The following is a 15,523-nucleotide window of genomic DNA, read 5'->3' on the forward strand; positions in this document are numbered from 1 at the left end:
TTCCGCGGATACAAGGCCCCGGATTACGCTTCGCTCCATCCGGGCTACAAGACCTTGCGTTGCCCGTCCGCATGCGGCGCCCGCGCCGGAGACTGCAAGCCGCGCCGATCTATGAATGCCGGTTCATTGCTGCGGAGAATTCGAATCGGTAAGAATTAGCTCGTTGCGCGTCTCGCGTCGTGCAACGCGCCGGAGGCGGATCGATCGCGTCTTGAACCTTTCGATTGCGCCTCCGACGAATCCTTCGAGGCAACGCCATTGGTTGCCGCGGCGCCTGCGCCGATCGACGTCAGGCGCCGAAAGCCCGTTTCGATCGGGGGAATTTCATATGAAGTATTTTCTATCTGCACTGATTGCGATCGGTCTATCGATTGCTGCCGCGCCGTCGTTCGCGGCTGACGCCCGCAACGTCACTGTCGTCAACGAGACCGGCTATGCGATCAAATTCCTGGGCTTCAACGCCCCGGACGATGGCATGGACGAATGGGACAACGAGCTGGACAAGGTTTTGCAGAACCAGGCGAGCACCTATGTCGAGTTTGACGATGACGACGAAGGATGCGTCTGGAACGTCCGCGTCGACTGGCAGAACTATGACGAGACCGTGCTCTGGAAGAACGTCAACCTCTGCAAGTTCACCGCGCTGCGGCTGCGCTACGATTCCGGCACCAAGACCACTTCGTTCGTCGCCGAGTAACTTGACCTGAGGCCAGGCGGAGGAGGGGCCACGCGCCCTTCCTCGCCGCAATGTGAGAGATGGCGAATTCGTCCTTTGCAAGCGCAAGCGGCTTTGTTATACGCAGCCGCGCGCGAACGACGGGTTCGCCCTTTTCCTCGGTAGCTCAGCGGTAGAGCATCCGACTGTTAATCGGATGGTCGCTGGTTCGAATCCAGCCCGGGGAGCCAAATTCCGCATCATTTTCAGCGACTTGCGCCCAGACTCTGATCTGTTGTGCGATCTCGTTGCGGCAGATTCTCAATTTGATGTGTACCGCGGCGAGCCTGCATCCTCCTTGGTGACGCCAAAACGACTCAATTGAAATCGAGCTTCCAGGGGCCGGTCCTTTACGGAGCTGATTCCCATGCGAGACATCCAGGTCGACCGTTCCCCGCTGGCTCCCTCCATTCTGCCGGCGGACATCCCCGAACTCAGCGACGACGAATGCCTCGCCTGTCTGGCGCGCGCGGTCGAGACCCACGATTCGGCACGGCTGGATGAAGTCGCCGCATTGATCGGCCGCCTCGCGGTCACGATCGAGTAGGCCGGCTCACCCTCGACGTTGCGAGTTGCGGAAGGGCCCGGTTCGCGGGCCAAAGCCATGTTGCGTTTTTGCAGGGCCTGCTCCAAAGATGCCGCCAACTTTCGTCCGCGGCATCGTCCGCCTTGCAGGGTCCGCAAATGTCCGTTTTCTCGACGGCGCGCCTAAAAATGGTCGATGGCCAGGTGCGCACCAGTGACGTCACCGACCGTCGTGTTCTCGACGCCATGCTCACGGTTCCGCGCGAGGCCTTCGTGCCGGCCAGCCGGCAGGCAGTGGCATATCTCGACCTCGATCTCGACGTCAGCGAGGGCGGCGTCAAGCGGTTCCTGATCAAGCCGCGGCTGACCGGCAAGCTGCTCCAGGCCGCCGAGATCGGCGAGGACGACAACGTGCTGGTCGTCGGCTGCGCCACCGGTTATCTCGCTGCGTTGACCGCCAAGCTCGCACGCCAGGTCACCGCGACGGAATGCGATTCGGCGCTGGCCAAGAAGGCCAATGACGCCTTCGCCGCCCTCGGGCTTGCCAACGTGGCCTGCAAGGCCGCGGCCTGCACTGAGGGTGATACTGCTGCTGGTCCCTATGATGTGATCGTCCTCAACGGCGCCACCGAGGTGACGCCGGCAGGGCTGCTCGGGCAGCTCAAGGAGGGTGGGCGCCTGTTGGGGGTTTCGGCCGAATCCAGGCCGCCGCGCGCCATGATCGTGACCCATACCCACGGCGAATTCGGCCATCGGGCGCTGTTCGATGCCGCGGCCCCGGTCCTTCCCGGGCTGGAACGGGCCGCCGCCTTCGTATTCTGACGGCCCGATAGCGGCTTTAGCCCGTTAAAATCCCGTTCTGAATCAGAAGTGTGGCCGGGATGCTGCACGTGAAGAGTTTCCACTGAGAACCACCCTCAGGTAGTTCCGTCGCGCTTGACCGCGTCCTATGTTGCGGCGGGGCAACGACTCCACTCGTAGACGGTAACCCAGCTCGCGGGCACGAGCCGGGCGTTAGAATGAACGGAATTTTTGGATGCATGGGGTGAAGCTCTTCACCGGAGCAGCGGTTTCGGTCCTGCTGCTGGCGCTTGTCGCGCCGACGCCTGCCTTGGCGGATACGATCGAGGCTGCGCTGGTGCGCGCCTATCAGAACAATCCGCAGCTTAACGCGCAGCGCGCCCAGGTGCGCTCGACTGACGAAAACGTGCCACAGGCGCTGTCGGGCTATCGCCCCAAGGTCGGAGTCAACCTCAGCACCGGCTATCAATATCAGGACATTCAGCAGCAGCAGAAGGGTCTGCCGATCCATAGCGACCCGCCCCTTCAGCCCAATAGCGCCAGCCTGACCATCAACCAGACGCTCTACAACGGCAATCAGACCGCCAACAGGACGCGCGCGGCGGAGAGCCAGGTCTCGGGATCCCGCGAGGCGTTGCGCGTGCTCGAGCAGACGGTCCTGTTGCAGGCCGCCACCAGCTACATGGATTATCTTCGTGACTCCGCCACCCTCGAAGTTCAGCGCAGCAACGTGCGCGTGCTCGAACAGACGCTCAAGCAGACCCGCGATCGCTTCAATGTCGGTGAAGTGACGCGCACGGACGTGGCGCAATCCGAAGCGCAGCTCGCGGCCGGCAGGACCCAGGCACTGACTGCCGAATCGAATCTCACGACGACGCGCGCGAATTTCCGCCGCATCATCGGCAATGAGCCGACGAACCTTGCGCCGGGCTCGCCCGTCGATCGTTTCCTGCCCGGGACGCTCGCCTCCGCCGTCGGTCTCAGCCTGGTGGAGAACCCCAACGTCACGGCCTCGATGTTCGGCATCGATGTCAATTATCTTCAGGTCAAGATCAACGAAGGCGCGCTGCTGCCGACCCTCACGGTTCAGGCTGGCATCACCCAGTCGTACCAGCAGACCCTGACGGTCTTCCGAACGACGACCGCTTCCGCCATCGCGACCGCCTCCGTGCCGATCTATCAGGGCGGCGCTGAATATGCGCTCATCCGCCAATCGAAAGAGAACCTGGCGCAGCAGCGCCTGAATCTTGAAACCACCCGCGACCAGACCCGTGCCAACGTCGTGCAGGCCTGGGGGCAGTTGGAAGCCGGCAAGGCGCAGGTACAATCTGCGCAGGCGCAGGTCACGGCTTCCGAGATCGCGCTGAACGGCGTGCGCGAAGAAGCCAAGGCCGGCCAGCGTACCACGCTGGACGTGCTCAACGCGCAGCAGGCGCTGGTGAACGCACGCGTTGCGCTCGTCACTGCCCAGCATGACCGCGTGGTGGCGTCCTATTCGGTGCTCAATGCGGTCGGCCGTCTCGCGCCGCAAGTCCTCGGCCTCAACACCACGGTCTACGATCCCAGCGTTCACTACCAACAGGTTCGCGACAGCTGGGCCGGCGTGCGCACGCCTGACGGACGCTAGAGTCCCGTAATCGTCCGGTCGGCCTCGCGAATAGTCGAAGCCGACCGGTGCTTTGCTTGCAATCAGCAAAATCCCTGACATAGCCTTGCCAAGAAGATGCGGGCCGATTCGCTCTGCATCCGATGCCGTGTGCGTAAAGCATGAGTGCCGAGGGCAGGGGCGCACCGCTGCACGTTGGGCCGTCATCTGGGGACAAGTCGGGCTGCCGTGACGAAAATGTCGGGCCACCCATCCGGAACCGGCCAATCCTGTCGTGCTTGGTGTAAAACAACGCATGCGAGGGCGTTGATGATGTGGAGTCGGAGATGACGCAGCCTGCAAAGGTCACAGAACCCTCGATGGAGGAGATTCTGGCCTCGATCCGGCGCATCATTGCCGACGATGAGGCCAAGCCGCCGCCGGCGGATGCTGCCAAGCCCGAGAAAGCTGCCGCCCCCGCCGCGCCACCGAAGCCGCAGGCGATCAACGATATTCCGCCATCCAAGGTCGCGCCGCCTAAAGCGGCCGCCGAGAAGCCCGCACCGGCTCCGGCTGCAAAGTCGGCAGCGCCGCCAGCCCCGGCACCCGAGGCGGATGCATCCAACAATCAGGACGATATCGACGCACTGCTAGCGGGCCTCGACACGGCCACCGCTGCGCCGGAAATCCGTGCTCCCGAGCCGGAGCCCGAACCTGAGCCCGACGTGCTGGAATTGACCGACGATATGGCGCTGGCGATGGAGCCAACGCCGTCTCCGCCGCCGCCGAGCTTCCGCAAGGTCGAGCCGCGCGACGATCTCGAATTCGCCGAATCGCCGCCGCCGCGCCCGACGCCGGCATCCTATGCGCCGGTGGACTTCGATGCGCCGCCACTGCCGCCCCAACAGCCGATCCTGGCGCAATCGACGGTCTCCGCGGTCGAATCCGCCTTCAATTCCCTGGCCCACACGGTGCTCAGCAGCAATGCGCGAACGCTGGAGGATCTGGTCAAGGAGATGCTGCGTCCAATGCTGAAATCCTGGCTGGACGACAATTTGCCGGGCCTCGTTGAACGCATCGTGAAGGCGGAAATCGAGCGGGTATCGCGCGGCGGCAGGTAGATCGGGCCGCAGAGCCCTCAAAAACCCTGCTTGTGCGATATATTTTGTCCCCTGACCGGACCGGAAAGCCCTGTTGCCGCCTGGCTTTCCGTTGACTTGTCCGTTGACTTGGACCCCGTGCGCGGCTTTCTAACAGCACCATGATCGAGAAAAATTACCAGCCCGCCGATATAGAAGCCCGCATGTCCGTCGTGTGGGAGGACAGCCTTGCCTTCAAGGCCGGCCGCCCGGACCGTCGCGACGCAGTGCCCTTTACCATCGTGATCCCGCCGCCGAACGTGACGGGCTCGCTCCACATGGGCCACGCCCTCAACAACACGCTCCAAGACATCCTGTGCCGGTTCGAGCGCATGCGCGGCCGCGACGTGCTGTGGCAGCCCGGCACCGACCATGCCGGCATCGCCACCCAGATGGTGGTGGAGCGGCAGCTGATGGAGCGCCAGCAGCCCAGCCGTCGCGAGATGGGCCGCGAGAAGTTTCTGGAGCGGGTCTGGCAGTGGAAGGCCGAGAGCGGCGACACCATCATCAACCAGCTCAAGCGGCTCGGCGCCTCCTGCGACTGGTCGCGCGAACGCTTCACCATGGACGAGGGCCTCTCCAAGGCCGTGGTCAAGGTCTTCGTCGAGCTGCACCGCGACGGCCTGATCTACAAGGACAAGCGGCTGGTGAACTGGGACACCAAGCTGCTCACCGCGATCTCCGATCTCGAAGTGCAGCAGACCGAGGTCAAGGGCAGCCTCTGGTACCTGCGCTATCCGATCGAGGGCAAGACTTTCAGCCCCGAGGATCCCTCGAGCTTCATCGTCGTTGCCACCACGCGCCCGGAGACCATGCTCGGCGATACCGGCGTCGCCGTGCATCCCGATGACGAGCGCTATCAGAAGCTGGTCGGCAAGAACGTGATCCTGCCGCTGGTCGGCCGCAAGATCCAGATCGTCGCCGACGATTATTCCGATCCGGAGAAGGGCTCGGGCGCGGTCAAGGTGACACCGGCGCACGACTTCAACGACTTCGAGGTCGGCAATCGCCATGGCCTCGCCCGGATCAGCGTCATCGACAAGGAGGGTTGCCTCGATCTCCTCGACAACGAAGATTATCTGCGCGACCTGCCGGCAGGTGCCGCGCAGTTCGCCGAGGAGTTCAACAAGCTCGATCGCTTTGCAGCGCGCAAGCGCATCGTCGAGCGGCTGGAATCGTTCGGCTTCGTCGAGCGGATCGAGCCCCACACCCACATGGTGCCGCATGGTGACCGCTCCGGCACGGTGATCGAGCCCTATCTTACCGACCAATGGTATGTCGACGCCAAGACGCTGGCGAAGCCGGCGATGGCCGCCGTGCGTTCGGGCGAAACCACCTTCGTGCCGAAGAACTGGGAAAAAACCTATTTCGAGTGGATGGAGAACATCCAGCCCTGGTGCATCTCGCGCCAGCTCTGGTGGGGCCACCAGATACCGGCCTGGTACGGTCCCGACGGCAAGGTGTTCGTCGCCGAGACCGAGGAGGAGGCCGTCAGCCACGCCCTCGGCTATTACGTCGAGCAGGAGGTCATCACGGTCGAGCAGGGCCGCGAGATGGCGCTCGACCGCAACAAGCGTGACGGCTTCATCACGCGCGACGAGGACGTGCTCGACACCTGGTTCTCCTCGGCGCTGTGGCCGTTCTCGACCCTCGGCTGGCCCGCGGACGCGCCGGAAGTGCAGCGCTACTATCCCACCAACGCGCTGGTGACCGGCTTCGACATCATCTTCTTCTGGGTCGCCCGCATGATGATGATGGGGCTGCACTTCATGAAGGAGGTGCCGTTCTCGACGATCTACATCCACGCCCTCGTCCGTGACGAGAAGGGCGCCAAGATGTCGAAGTCGAAGGGCAACGTCATCGATCCGCTCAGCCTGATCGACCAATATGGCGCCGATGCACTGCGCTTCACGCTGGCCGCGATGGCCGCGCAGGGCCGCGACATCAAGCTCGCCACCAGCCGTGTCGAGGGCTATCGCAATTTCGCGACCAAGCTCTGGAATGCCTCGCGCTTTGCGGAGATGAACCACTGCGCCGTGCCCGAGGGTTTCGAGCCGGCGAAGGTCAAGGAGACGCTAAACCGCTGGATCGCGCATGAGAGCGCGCACACCACGCGCGAGGTGACCGAGGCGATCGAGGCCTATCGCTTCAACGACGCCGCCGGCAGCATCTACCGCTTCGTCTGGAACGTCTATTGCGACTGGTATCTCGAGCTCGCAAAACCCGTGCTGCTCGGCCCCGACAGCCCTGCCAAGGCCGAGACCCGCGCCATGGTGGCATGGGCGCGCGACGAGATCCTGAAACTGCTGCACCCCTTCATGCCGTTCATCACCGAGGAGCTGTGGGAGGTGACGGCCAAGCGCGACGGTCTGCTCGCGCTGGCACCGTGGCCGCTGAAGCCGGCCGGACCGACGCCGGAGCAGCTTGCGATGCTCGCGGCGACGACGGGGTCGACCGACGCGCTCGTCTCCCCGGTTTGGGTGCTGCCGATCTTCGACCATGCCGACTTCACCGATCCCGCGGCCGAGGCCGAGATCGGCTGGGTCATCGATCTCGTCACGCAGATCCGTTCGGTGCGTGCCGAGATGAACATTCCACCGGCGACTCTGACCGCGCTGGTGCTCGCGGGTGCCTCGGCCGAGACGAAGGAGCGCGCGCCGCGCTGGAGCGACGTCATCAAGCGCATGGCGCGGCTGTCGGACATCTCCTTCGCCGACCGTGCGCCCGACGGCGCGGTCCAGCTCCTGGTGCGCGGCGAGGTGGCTGCGCTGCCACTGAAGGGCGTGATCGACGTCGCCGCCGAGCGCACGCGTCTCGACAAGGAGATCGGGAAGGCCGATTCCGACATCAAGCGCGCGGAGTCCAAGCTGGCGAACGAGAAATTCGTCGCCAACGCGGCCGAGGAGGTCGTCGAGGAGGAGCGCGAAAAGCGTGAGGCTGCGCTCGCCCGCAAGGCCAAGCTCCTCGAGGCGCTGGAGCGGCTGAAGCAGGCCTCGTAGGCTTATTTCGGAAACGGCTTGCTGAGGAATTTCGAGCCCCTGACGCCATAGCGCCAGGGCAGCTCGACGGCCTTGGTGATGCCGATCCGGATTCCGGCCACGACCTCCAGATCCTCCGTCCGCGCATGCAGCGCGATCGGCGGGCGATCCAGCGGCAAGGCATTGTGCGCGATGGTGATGCCGAGCGCTTCGGTCAGCTTGCCCGGGCCCGAGCACAACGCGTGCAAATCCTGGAGATGGCGCCGCCGACGCATCGCGGCGATTCCGTGGGTCGGCTCCAGCGCGCGGATCAGCACGGCGCTCGCCGAGCCTTCTTCCTCGCAGACGAAGTTCACGCACCAATGGATGCCGTAGGAGCGGTAGACATAGGCAAAGCCGGGCGGGCCGAACATCACCTGGTTCCGCGGCGTGGGGCCATTGTAGGAGTGCGCCGCCGGCTCGGTATGATGATAGGCCTCGACCTCGACGATGATCCCGCCGACGCCGTCGACAAGCATCGTCGCGCCGATCAAGTCGGGCGCGACCTCGTGGACGCTGCGCGCGAAAAAGGCACGCTTCAGGGCTTTGCCGAGCCGGGGTATGGAAGGTTTCGAGACTGGAGCCATTCGAGGTGAGAATCGCCAGAGAACAGAGCAGGATATTGCCCATATCTGCCATGTTCCCTGAAGCGGGGCGAGCCGGGTTGCGATGCCCGGCCAGACCGACTAGGTAGGACTTGGTCAGACCGGACACCCCATGGTCGTTATTGTCGATACCATCTCGAACCCGCTGCGCCCACGTCACCCCGAAAAGGTGAATCGGCCCGATTCCGCTTCGCCGCCGAAGCCGGACTGGATCCGCGTACGCGCCCCCAATACCCGCGGCTATGCCGACACCCGCAACATCGTGCGCGCCAACGGCCTGCATACGGTGTGCGAGGAGGCGGGCTGCCCGAATATCGGCGAGTGCTGGGACAAGAAGCACGCGACCTTCATGATCATGGGCGACACCTGCACCCGCGCCTGTGCGTTCTGCAACGTCAAGACCGGCATGCCGAACGCGCTCGACGCGGCCGAGCCGCACAACGTCGGCGAGGCCGTAGCCAAGCTCGGGCTTGCCCATGTCGTCATCACCTCCGTCGACCGCGACGATCTCACTGACGGCGGCGCCGAGCATTTCGCCCAGACCATCCGCGCGATCCGCGCCGCGTGCCCCTCGACCACGATCGAGATCCTGACGCCCGACTTCCTGCGCAAGGAGGGGGCGCTGGAGGTCGTCGTCGCCGCGAAGCCCGACGTGTTCAACCACAATCTCGAGACCGTGCCGTCGTGCTATCTCACGGTGCGGCCGGGCGCGCGCTATTTCCATTCGATCCGGCTGCTGCAGCGGGTCAAGGAGCTCGATCCCACCATCTTCACCAAGTCCGGCATCATGGTCGGCCTCGGGGAAGAGCGCCACGAGGTGCAGCAGGTGATGGACGATCTGCGTTCCGCCGACGTCGATTTCCTGACCATCGGGCAATATCTCCAGCCGACCCGCAAGCATCACGCCGTGATGCGCTACGTGCCGCCGGACGAGTTTTCGTCCTACGAGAAGGTCGCCTACACCAAGGGCTTCCTGATGGTCTCGGCGAGTCCGCTCACCCGTTCGTCGCATCATGCCGGCGAGGATTTTGCGAAACTGAAGGCCGCGCGGGCAGCAAGCACCCGCTGAATCGCCATGCCCAATTTTTCGAGCAAGCGCCGTGTCGATCACAGCGCGTCCGAGATGTTTGATCTGGTGGCCGACGTCGAGCGCTACCCGGAATTCGTGCCGCTGTGCAGCGCGTTGAAGGTCCGACAGCGCCTGGCGAAACCTGACGGCACCGAGGTGTTGGTCGCGGACATGACGGTGTCATTCAAGCTGGTCAGGGAGTCCTTTACCAGCCGCGTGACGCTCGACCGCGCCAATCTGAAGATCCTGGTCGAATATCTGCAAGGTCCCTTCAGCAATCTGGAAAACCGCTGGACGTTCGAGCCCAAAGGCGAGAGCGTCTGCGACGTCGGTTTCTTCCTTGCCTACGAGTTCAAGAGCCGCATGCTGGCGCTCCTGATGGGCTCGATGTTCGACGCCGCGTTCGCGCGATTTTCCATCGCGTTCGAGAAGCGGGCGGATGCGATCTACGGACGGCGGAAGCTGGCGTCGTCGTAGTGGTTGCGGACGGGCACGCTCTCTCCTCCGTCATTGCGAGGAGCCCTTGCGACGAAGCAACCCAGACATCCCTCCGACTTTGGATTGCTTCGCTGCGCTCGCAATGACGAGCTGGGGCAATCACTCCGCCACCAGCGCATGGGGGAGGCAGGCGTGCCAAAAATTTCAATCCACCGCCTTCACGACATCCGGCGGCTGCGAGGCATAATACGCCGCGGCCTGCTCGATTTCCTGCGGGGTCATCGCCCGCGCGATGTTGCGCATCTGCTGGCTGATGTCATTGCGGCGCTCGCCGGAGGCAAAGGCCTGCAGCTGCGCCTTCATGTAGGCCTCGGACTGGCCTTCGAGCCACGGGCTGCCCGTCTTGTTGTCGAGGCTGCCGTGGCAGGCGCCGCAGGGCGCGATGCCGCGCATCGGTGCGCCGTAGATCACGATGTTTGGCTTCGGCAGTTGCGGCGTCGGGTGATAGGCCGGCAGCCGCGGCAGGTAGGCGTAGTAGTTCGAGAGATCTGCGATCTCCTGGTCCGTCAAATTGACGGCGAACGGTGACATCACGGCGTTGGCGCGCGAGCCGGTGCGGAAATCATGCAGCTCCTTGTAGATCACGGCCGCGTACTGGCCGGCAAGATTGGGCGAATCCGCGCGGCTGACACCGGTCGGGCCATGACAGATCGCGCAACGCTGCGCCAGCGTGGCGCCGCGTCCGATCGCCTCCTGGTTCGGGCGTGCCAGCGTGTTCGACGTCAGCACGACCCCCGACAGGCGCCTGGTCTGCTCCGGCGCCGTCACGCTTGCCGCGCGCTGCGGCACGCCGGCAGCGCTGCAGATCGCGTCCCAAACGTTGGCGAACTGAACCCAGGGCTGTGCGAAGGGCAGCACGAGGAAGCCCGCAATCGCCGTGACGATCAGGATCGCGGCGGTGATGATCACACTCGCCTTGAAATGACGATTGGTGAAGGTGAAGAGGTCGCGCGTGCTCATCACTGCGCTCCCACATAAACGGCTGGCACAGAGGTGCCCTCGGTCAGCGCCAGATTCAGGATCGGATAGCCGTAATTGGTGAGGGTGAGCGCGATCATCAGCGCCACCCACAGCGCATGAGTGTTGAGCGCGACGGGGACCGTTGTGGGCTGGTGCACCGCCAGCGCGAAGCGATAGGGGCCGGCGTCGACCTGCGGCGCGCGCATGCCGCGAGCAAGGATAACGATGAACATGATGCCCGACACCAGCAGGATGAAGCCGCCGATGGCCGAGAGGGTGACCGAGGGGGCCTGCGGCGCGATCGCGGGGTCTCCGAAGTCGAAATAGGCCATGCGGCGCGGCATGCCGAGAATGCCGACCCAGTGCCAGGGAAAGGTCGTGACGATCATGCCGATGAACCACAGCCAGAGCTGGCTGCGGATCAGGCGGACGTCGATCAGCTCGCGCGCGGTCAGATGCGGCCACAGATCATAGGCGATCGCAAAATACATGATCACGATGGCGCCGCCGAAGATCAGGTGGAAATGGCCGGTGATCCACTGCGTGTTGTGGATCGACGCATCGAGCTGATAGCTCATGTTGATGAGGCCGCCGGCGCCACCGAAGCCGAGCATGACCAATGAAAAGGCGAGGGCCAGCATCATCGGATTGTCCCAGGGCAGGGCCCTGATCCAGCCGAACATGCCGCGGCCGCCGCGCAGGCGCGCCGCGATCTCGACGGAGGCGCAGATCGTGAACACGGTCAGCAGCGTCGGCAGCGCGACCAGCGCCGTGAAAGCCGAATGGATGAACTTGAAGCCGGCGCCGACCTGCGGATCCGCGAAGGTGTGGTGCATGCCGATCGGCATCGCCACCACCAGGAACAGGATGAAGGAAATCCGCGCCATGCTGTCGGAATAGACGCGGCCGCCGATCGCACGCGGCACGATGGTGTAATAGGCGATGTAGGTCGGCATCAGCCAGAAATAGACGATGGCGTGCAGCGTCCAGGAGAAGAACACGCGCGCAAGGCCGGCGTCGATGGTGGCCTTCAGCCCCGCCGCGACCGGAATGATCTGCAGCAGCAGCTCGAGCGCGGCACCGACCGCAGTCCAGGCCCACAGATACGAGCCCGCGACATTGGCGAACATCGCCAGCGGCACCGGCGCGCCGGGATGGGCCTTGCGCCAGACGCGCAGATTGATCGACATCAGCGCGACCCAGATCCAGGAGCCGACCACGACCAGCACGACGCCAAGATAGTAGAACACGTTGCCGATCAGCGGCGGGTAGAACGTGTAGAGCACCGAAGCGCGGCCGAGCCCGACCGGGACCATCGCCATGATCGCGCCGACCACAATCAGCCAGAATCCCGCCCAAGCCCAGCGCACACCGACCAGCCGCTGCTCCAGCGCGGACTCGCTAATGGCATAGCCAAAGCCCATCGCGACCAGCGTCGGGAAGACATAGCCCATCACCGTGCCGTGCGCGGTCAGCGAGCGGTAATAGAGTTCGGGATTGGACAGCCAAGTGCCGATCGGGCTGCGGATGAACATCTGCCAGGCGCCGAGCATGAGCGCGATGCCGAACACGGCGAAGGCCAGCCAGAAATGGGCGAGGATGAGCTTTCTATTGACCAACACAGCTCAGCCTCCCGCCACCCTTCGCGCGGTTCGCGAAGTCCGTCTTGTCGATCACTTTGACCTTGCCCCACATGCCCTCGTGGCCGAAGGAGCAAAACTCCTGGCAGGGCATCAGATAGTCGCCGCTCTTCGTAAAGCGCATGAGCTGCTCGGAGATGTAGCCCGGCACCAGCATGGTGTTGACGTTGGTGCCCTGGATCAGGATGCCGTGGACGACATCGGCGCTGGTGGCGCGCAGCGTGATCGGCGTGTCGACGGGCACCACGATGCAGGCCGGCGTGAAGGAATATTGCTGGCCAATCGCGCGCACGGTGACATTGCCGTTGGCCTCCAGCACGCTGCCGAGATTGCTTTCGACGAATTCACCGCTCAGATGCAGCCGCGAGGGATCGGTGGTTTCGACGCGCGGCTGCGGCATGGTCGCGCGATGGATACCGGCGAATGCCGCCAGCAGCGCCATCATCACGACGATAATCACGGCGATGGTGGCCCAGCGCCGCTCGACGCGGGCTGCGACCTCGGCGCTGGCGCTACCGTTGCTGTGGGCTCCCTCGACGCTCATTGCAGCGAGCCGCGCGGCAGGAACACGAACAGATAGAAGGCAAACCACATCGCGACCACGCAGGCCGTGGCGATGCCGGCGACCACTATCGCGCCGGATGGGCCCTGCGCCACGACTTCCTCGATGGCCTGGTCGGCGACGGCTGGGCTGGTTGGCGGGTCGGAATTGAACATGGGGCCCTCAGTTCAGCGGTGCCGAGCGCAGCTCGTTGGCCTCGCGCGCCGAGACCGGCGTGCCGCGATTGCCCCAGGCGGTGCGGATGTAGGAGACGACGGCGGCGACCTCGTTGTCGGAGAGGAGGCCGGCGAAGGGCGGCATGCCGTAGGGCATCGGATTGCCCTTGGTGCCCGGCGGATAGCCGCCATTGAGCACCATGCGGATCGGGTTGACCGCCGACTGCATCTCGATGGACTGGTTGTTGGCGAGCGGCGGCCAGTGCGGCGGCTTGCCCTCGCCCTGGGTGCCATGACAGCTCGCGCAGTTCTTGTCGTAGACGGTCTTGCCGAGGCTGATCAGAAGGCTGCTCTCGCTGGTCGGCAGCGCCGAGCTCGCGGCCGGCGGAGGCGAGGGCTCCGCGATGCCCTTGAGGTAGACCGCCATCGCCCTGGTGTCCGCGTCATCGAGATATTGCAGACTGTTGTGCACGACCTCGGCCATCGGGCCGTAAACCACGCCGCGCATGGAAACGCCGGTCTGGAGCAGATCCGTGATGTCTTTGATGCTCCAGTCACCGAGCCCGGCCTCACGGTTCGACGTCAGCGAGGGCGCGTACCAGTTCTGCATCGGGATCAGGCCGCCTTTGAACGCGTCCGATTGCGAGGTGCCGCCGAGCGCGTTGATCGGCGAATGGCACATGCCACAATGGCCGAGGCCCTCGACCAGATAGGCGCCGCGATTCCATTCCGCCGATTTTTTCGGATCCGGCTTGAACTCGCCCTCGCTGAAGAACAGCGTGCGCCAGCCGAGGATGAGCTGGCGGTTGTCGTAAGGGAAACGCAATTCGTGCGGCTTGTTCTTCTGGTTCACCGGCGCAATCGAGCGCAGATAGGCGAAGATGGCGTCGCTGTCGGCGCGCGTGACCTTGGTGTAGGACGCAAACGGCATCGCCGGGTAGATCAGCCCGCCGTCGGGAAAGCGGCCGCTGTGCATGGTCTTGTAGAAGTCGTCGGCTCTCCACTTGCCGATGCCTGTCTCCGGATCGGGCGTGATGTTGGAGGTGTACAGCGTGCCGAACGGTGTCGGCATGGCACGGCCGCCGGCAAACAGACGTCCTTCCGGCGCGGTGTGGCAGGCAGTGCAGTCGCCGGCACGGGCCAGATATTCCCCGCGCGCGATGATGTCGCCGGTCTTGTCTTTGTCCTGCGCGGCTGCTGCCGTGGTGAACGCGGCGATGGCGAGCAACTTGATGGACAGGAGCTTGATCGACAATTTGAAGCCCATCATCCGCCTCGTCAGTTGGGCTGGCTACCGCAGCCGAATGGCAGCGCATAGGTGCCTTTCGGCACGGGGGCTGGGTTCGCGGGGGCAGGCCGCGTCGCAAGCCAGGCTGCGATGGCGGTGACGTCCGCCTCGGTCAAGTGACCGGCGACGAGCTGCATGCAATCAGGGGATTTCGCGGTGCGAGTGCCATAACGCCAGCCGCCGAGCTGGGCGCTGATGTAATTGGCGCGCAAGCCGAGCAGGCCGGGGATGCCGGGCTGCATACCCGTCAGTCCAGGGCCATGACAGCTCACGCAAGCCGGAATGTTGCGGCCGGCATCGCCGCTGGTGGCAAGCAGCTCACCGTGCGCGAGGACGTCCTTGCTGACTTCGCTCGGCGCCGGCGGTGGCAGCGGCGGGTGCTCGCTGGCAAAATATTCCGCCATCGCCTCCAGGTAGGGATCGGGCAGGAATTCCAGCAGATAGTTCATCGGTGGGTATTTGCGCCGGCCGCTACGGAAAGCGAGGAGCTGGTTGTAGAGATAACCGGCCGGCTTGCCTGCGAGACGCGGGAAGTAGACGTCGCGGGTGCCTTCGCCCTTGTTGCCATGACAGGGCGTGCAGGCCTCCACCCGCGCCGCCATCGTATCCGGCGGCTGGTTAGCGGTTTGTGCGGCCGCACCATCAAAGGCGCTCAGGATGGCAATGGCGATTGCCGGAGCAGTGAAGCGAGCGAACACGCCGTCGCCCTCCAGAAAACAGGACCGGGTTGATTCCCGGCCGCAACGTAGCGGATCATTATTGCGCCAATAATTTTCCCACGCCAAGTTCAGACAGAAGCCATGACGTTTGGCCACGGTCGATATCTGCGATCCCGATCGGATTCGACAAAGTTTGCGTGCTTTTTGAAAACTGGACCTAACGCGGCGACCTCGCGACAGTTCCTGCCCGAGTCGGCGTGTGCGTACGCCCTCTGTCAGAGGGCGAAGGGAAGGCCGGGTGCCGG

General features: G+C 64.3%; 15 protein-coding genes and 1 tRNA gene. 9 read left to right on the top strand and 7 right to left on the bottom strand.

Features of this window, described 5'->3' with window-relative positions; all coding sequences use genetic code 11:
* Window positions 1-328 precede the first annotated feature (328 nt).
* From IVB47_RS13555 to IVB47_RS13585, 7 genes are all read left to right on the top strand, one after another.
* Window positions 329-697, top strand: a complete 369-nt coding sequence (locus IVB47_RS13555) for a hypothetical protein (protein ID WP_007591185.1) — start codon at window positions 329-331, stop codon at window positions 695-697.
* Between the two features lie 134 nt (window positions 698-831).
* Window positions 832-906, top strand: a tRNA-Asn gene (locus tag IVB47_RS13560).
* Window positions 907-1,082: 176 nt separating this feature from the next.
* The gene (locus IVB47_RS13565) at window positions 1,083-1,262 is read left to right on the top strand and encodes a hypothetical protein (protein ID WP_007591158.1); all 180 of its coding nucleotides are present in this window, start codon (window positions 1,083-1,085) and stop codon (window positions 1,260-1,262) included.
* A 137-nt stretch (window positions 1,263-1,399) separates the two neighbouring features.
* Window positions 1,400-2,062 carry a protein-L-isoaspartate O-methyltransferase gene (locus tag IVB47_RS13570; RefSeq protein ID WP_247462092.1) on the top strand — a complete coding sequence of 221 codons (663 nt, stop codon included), beginning with the start codon at window positions 1,400-1,402 and terminating at the stop codon, window positions 2,060-2,062.
* A gap of 214 nt (window positions 2,063-2,276) precedes the next feature.
* A complete protein-coding gene (locus IVB47_RS13575) occupies window positions 2,277-3,668 on the top strand; it encodes a TolC family outer membrane protein (RefSeq protein ID WP_027566905.1) in 1,392 nt (463 codons plus the stop codon).
* Window positions 3,669-3,973: 305 nt separating this feature from the next.
* Window positions 3,974-4,747, top strand: a complete 774-nt coding sequence (locus IVB47_RS13580) for a DUF2497 domain-containing protein (RefSeq protein ID WP_247462094.1) — start codon at window positions 3,974-3,976, stop codon at window positions 4,745-4,747.
* 140 nt (window positions 4,748-4,887) lie between these two features.
* Entirely contained in the window at window positions 4,888-7,764 is a 2,877-nt protein-coding gene (locus IVB47_RS13585) for a valine--tRNA ligase (RefSeq protein ID WP_247462096.1), read from the top strand.
* Between the two features lie 2 nt (window positions 7,765-7,766).
* Here the strand turns inward: IVB47_RS13585 and IVB47_RS13590 are convergent, their stop codons facing one another.
* Entirely contained in the window at window positions 7,767-8,369 is a 603-nt protein-coding gene (locus IVB47_RS13590) for a DNA-3-methyladenine glycosylase (RefSeq protein WP_247462098.1), read from the bottom strand.
* A gap of 130 nt (window positions 8,370-8,499) precedes the next feature.
* On the opposite strand from IVB47_RS13590, the gene lipA reads away from it, so the two are divergent.
* Both lipA and IVB47_RS13600 read left to right on the top strand, forming a co-directional pair.
* Window positions 8,500-9,456, top strand: coding sequence for a lipoyl synthase (gene lipA / locus IVB47_RS13595; RefSeq protein WP_247462101.1), 957 nt, complete (start codon window positions 8,500-8,502; stop codon window positions 9,454-9,456).
* Between the two features lie 6 nt (window positions 9,457-9,462).
* Window positions 9,463-9,933, top strand: a complete 471-nt coding sequence (locus tag IVB47_RS13600) for a type II toxin-antitoxin system RatA family toxin (RefSeq protein WP_247462103.1) — start codon at window positions 9,463-9,465, stop codon at window positions 9,931-9,933.
* A 165-nt stretch (window positions 9,934-10,098) separates the two neighbouring features.
* Here IVB47_RS13600 and IVB47_RS13605 read toward each other — a convergent pair whose 3' ends face one another.
* The 6 genes from IVB47_RS13605 to IVB47_RS13630 are packed head-to-tail and all read right to left on the bottom strand — an operon-like array spanning window position 10,099 to window position 15,257.
* Entirely contained in the window at window positions 10,099-10,914 is an 816-nt protein-coding gene (locus tag IVB47_RS13605) for a c-type cytochrome (RefSeq protein WP_247462105.1), read from the bottom strand.
* Window positions 10,914-12,536: a b(o/a)3-type cytochrome-c oxidase subunit 1 gene (locus IVB47_RS13610; protein ID WP_247462107.1), complete on the bottom strand. Its 1,623-nt coding sequence runs from the start codon at window positions 12,534-12,536 to the stop codon at window positions 10,914-10,916. The genes IVB47_RS13605 and IVB47_RS13610 overlap by 1 nt, the downstream gene beginning before the upstream one ends.
* The gene (locus tag IVB47_RS13615; RefSeq protein ID WP_247286087.1) at window positions 12,523-13,098 is read right to left on the bottom strand and encodes a cytochrome C oxidase subunit II; all 576 of its coding nucleotides are present in this window, start codon (window positions 13,096-13,098) and stop codon (window positions 12,523-12,525) included. The genes IVB47_RS13610 and IVB47_RS13615 overlap by 14 nt, the downstream gene beginning before the upstream one ends.
* Window positions 13,095-13,271, bottom strand: coding sequence for a hypothetical protein (locus IVB47_RS13620; protein ID WP_027566913.1), 177 nt, complete (start codon window positions 13,269-13,271; stop codon window positions 13,095-13,097). Before IVB47_RS13620 ends, IVB47_RS13615 begins: the two co-directional genes overlap by 4 nt.
* 7 nt (window positions 13,272-13,278) lie before the next feature.
* Entirely contained in the window at window positions 13,279-14,541 is a 1,263-nt protein-coding gene (locus IVB47_RS13625) for a cytochrome c (RefSeq protein ID WP_247462110.1), read from the bottom strand.
* An 8-nt stretch (window positions 14,542-14,549) separates the two neighbouring features.
* Entirely contained in the window at window positions 14,550-15,257 is a 708-nt protein-coding gene (locus IVB47_RS13630; protein ID WP_247463154.1) for a c-type cytochrome, read from the bottom strand.
* Window positions 15,258-15,523 lie beyond the last annotated feature (266 nt).

Origin of the sequence: Bradyrhizobium sp. 62 (genome assembly GCF_023073035.1) — a bacterium.
Classification (GTDB): domain Bacteria; phylum Pseudomonadota; class Alphaproteobacteria; order Rhizobiales; family Xanthobacteraceae; genus Bradyrhizobium.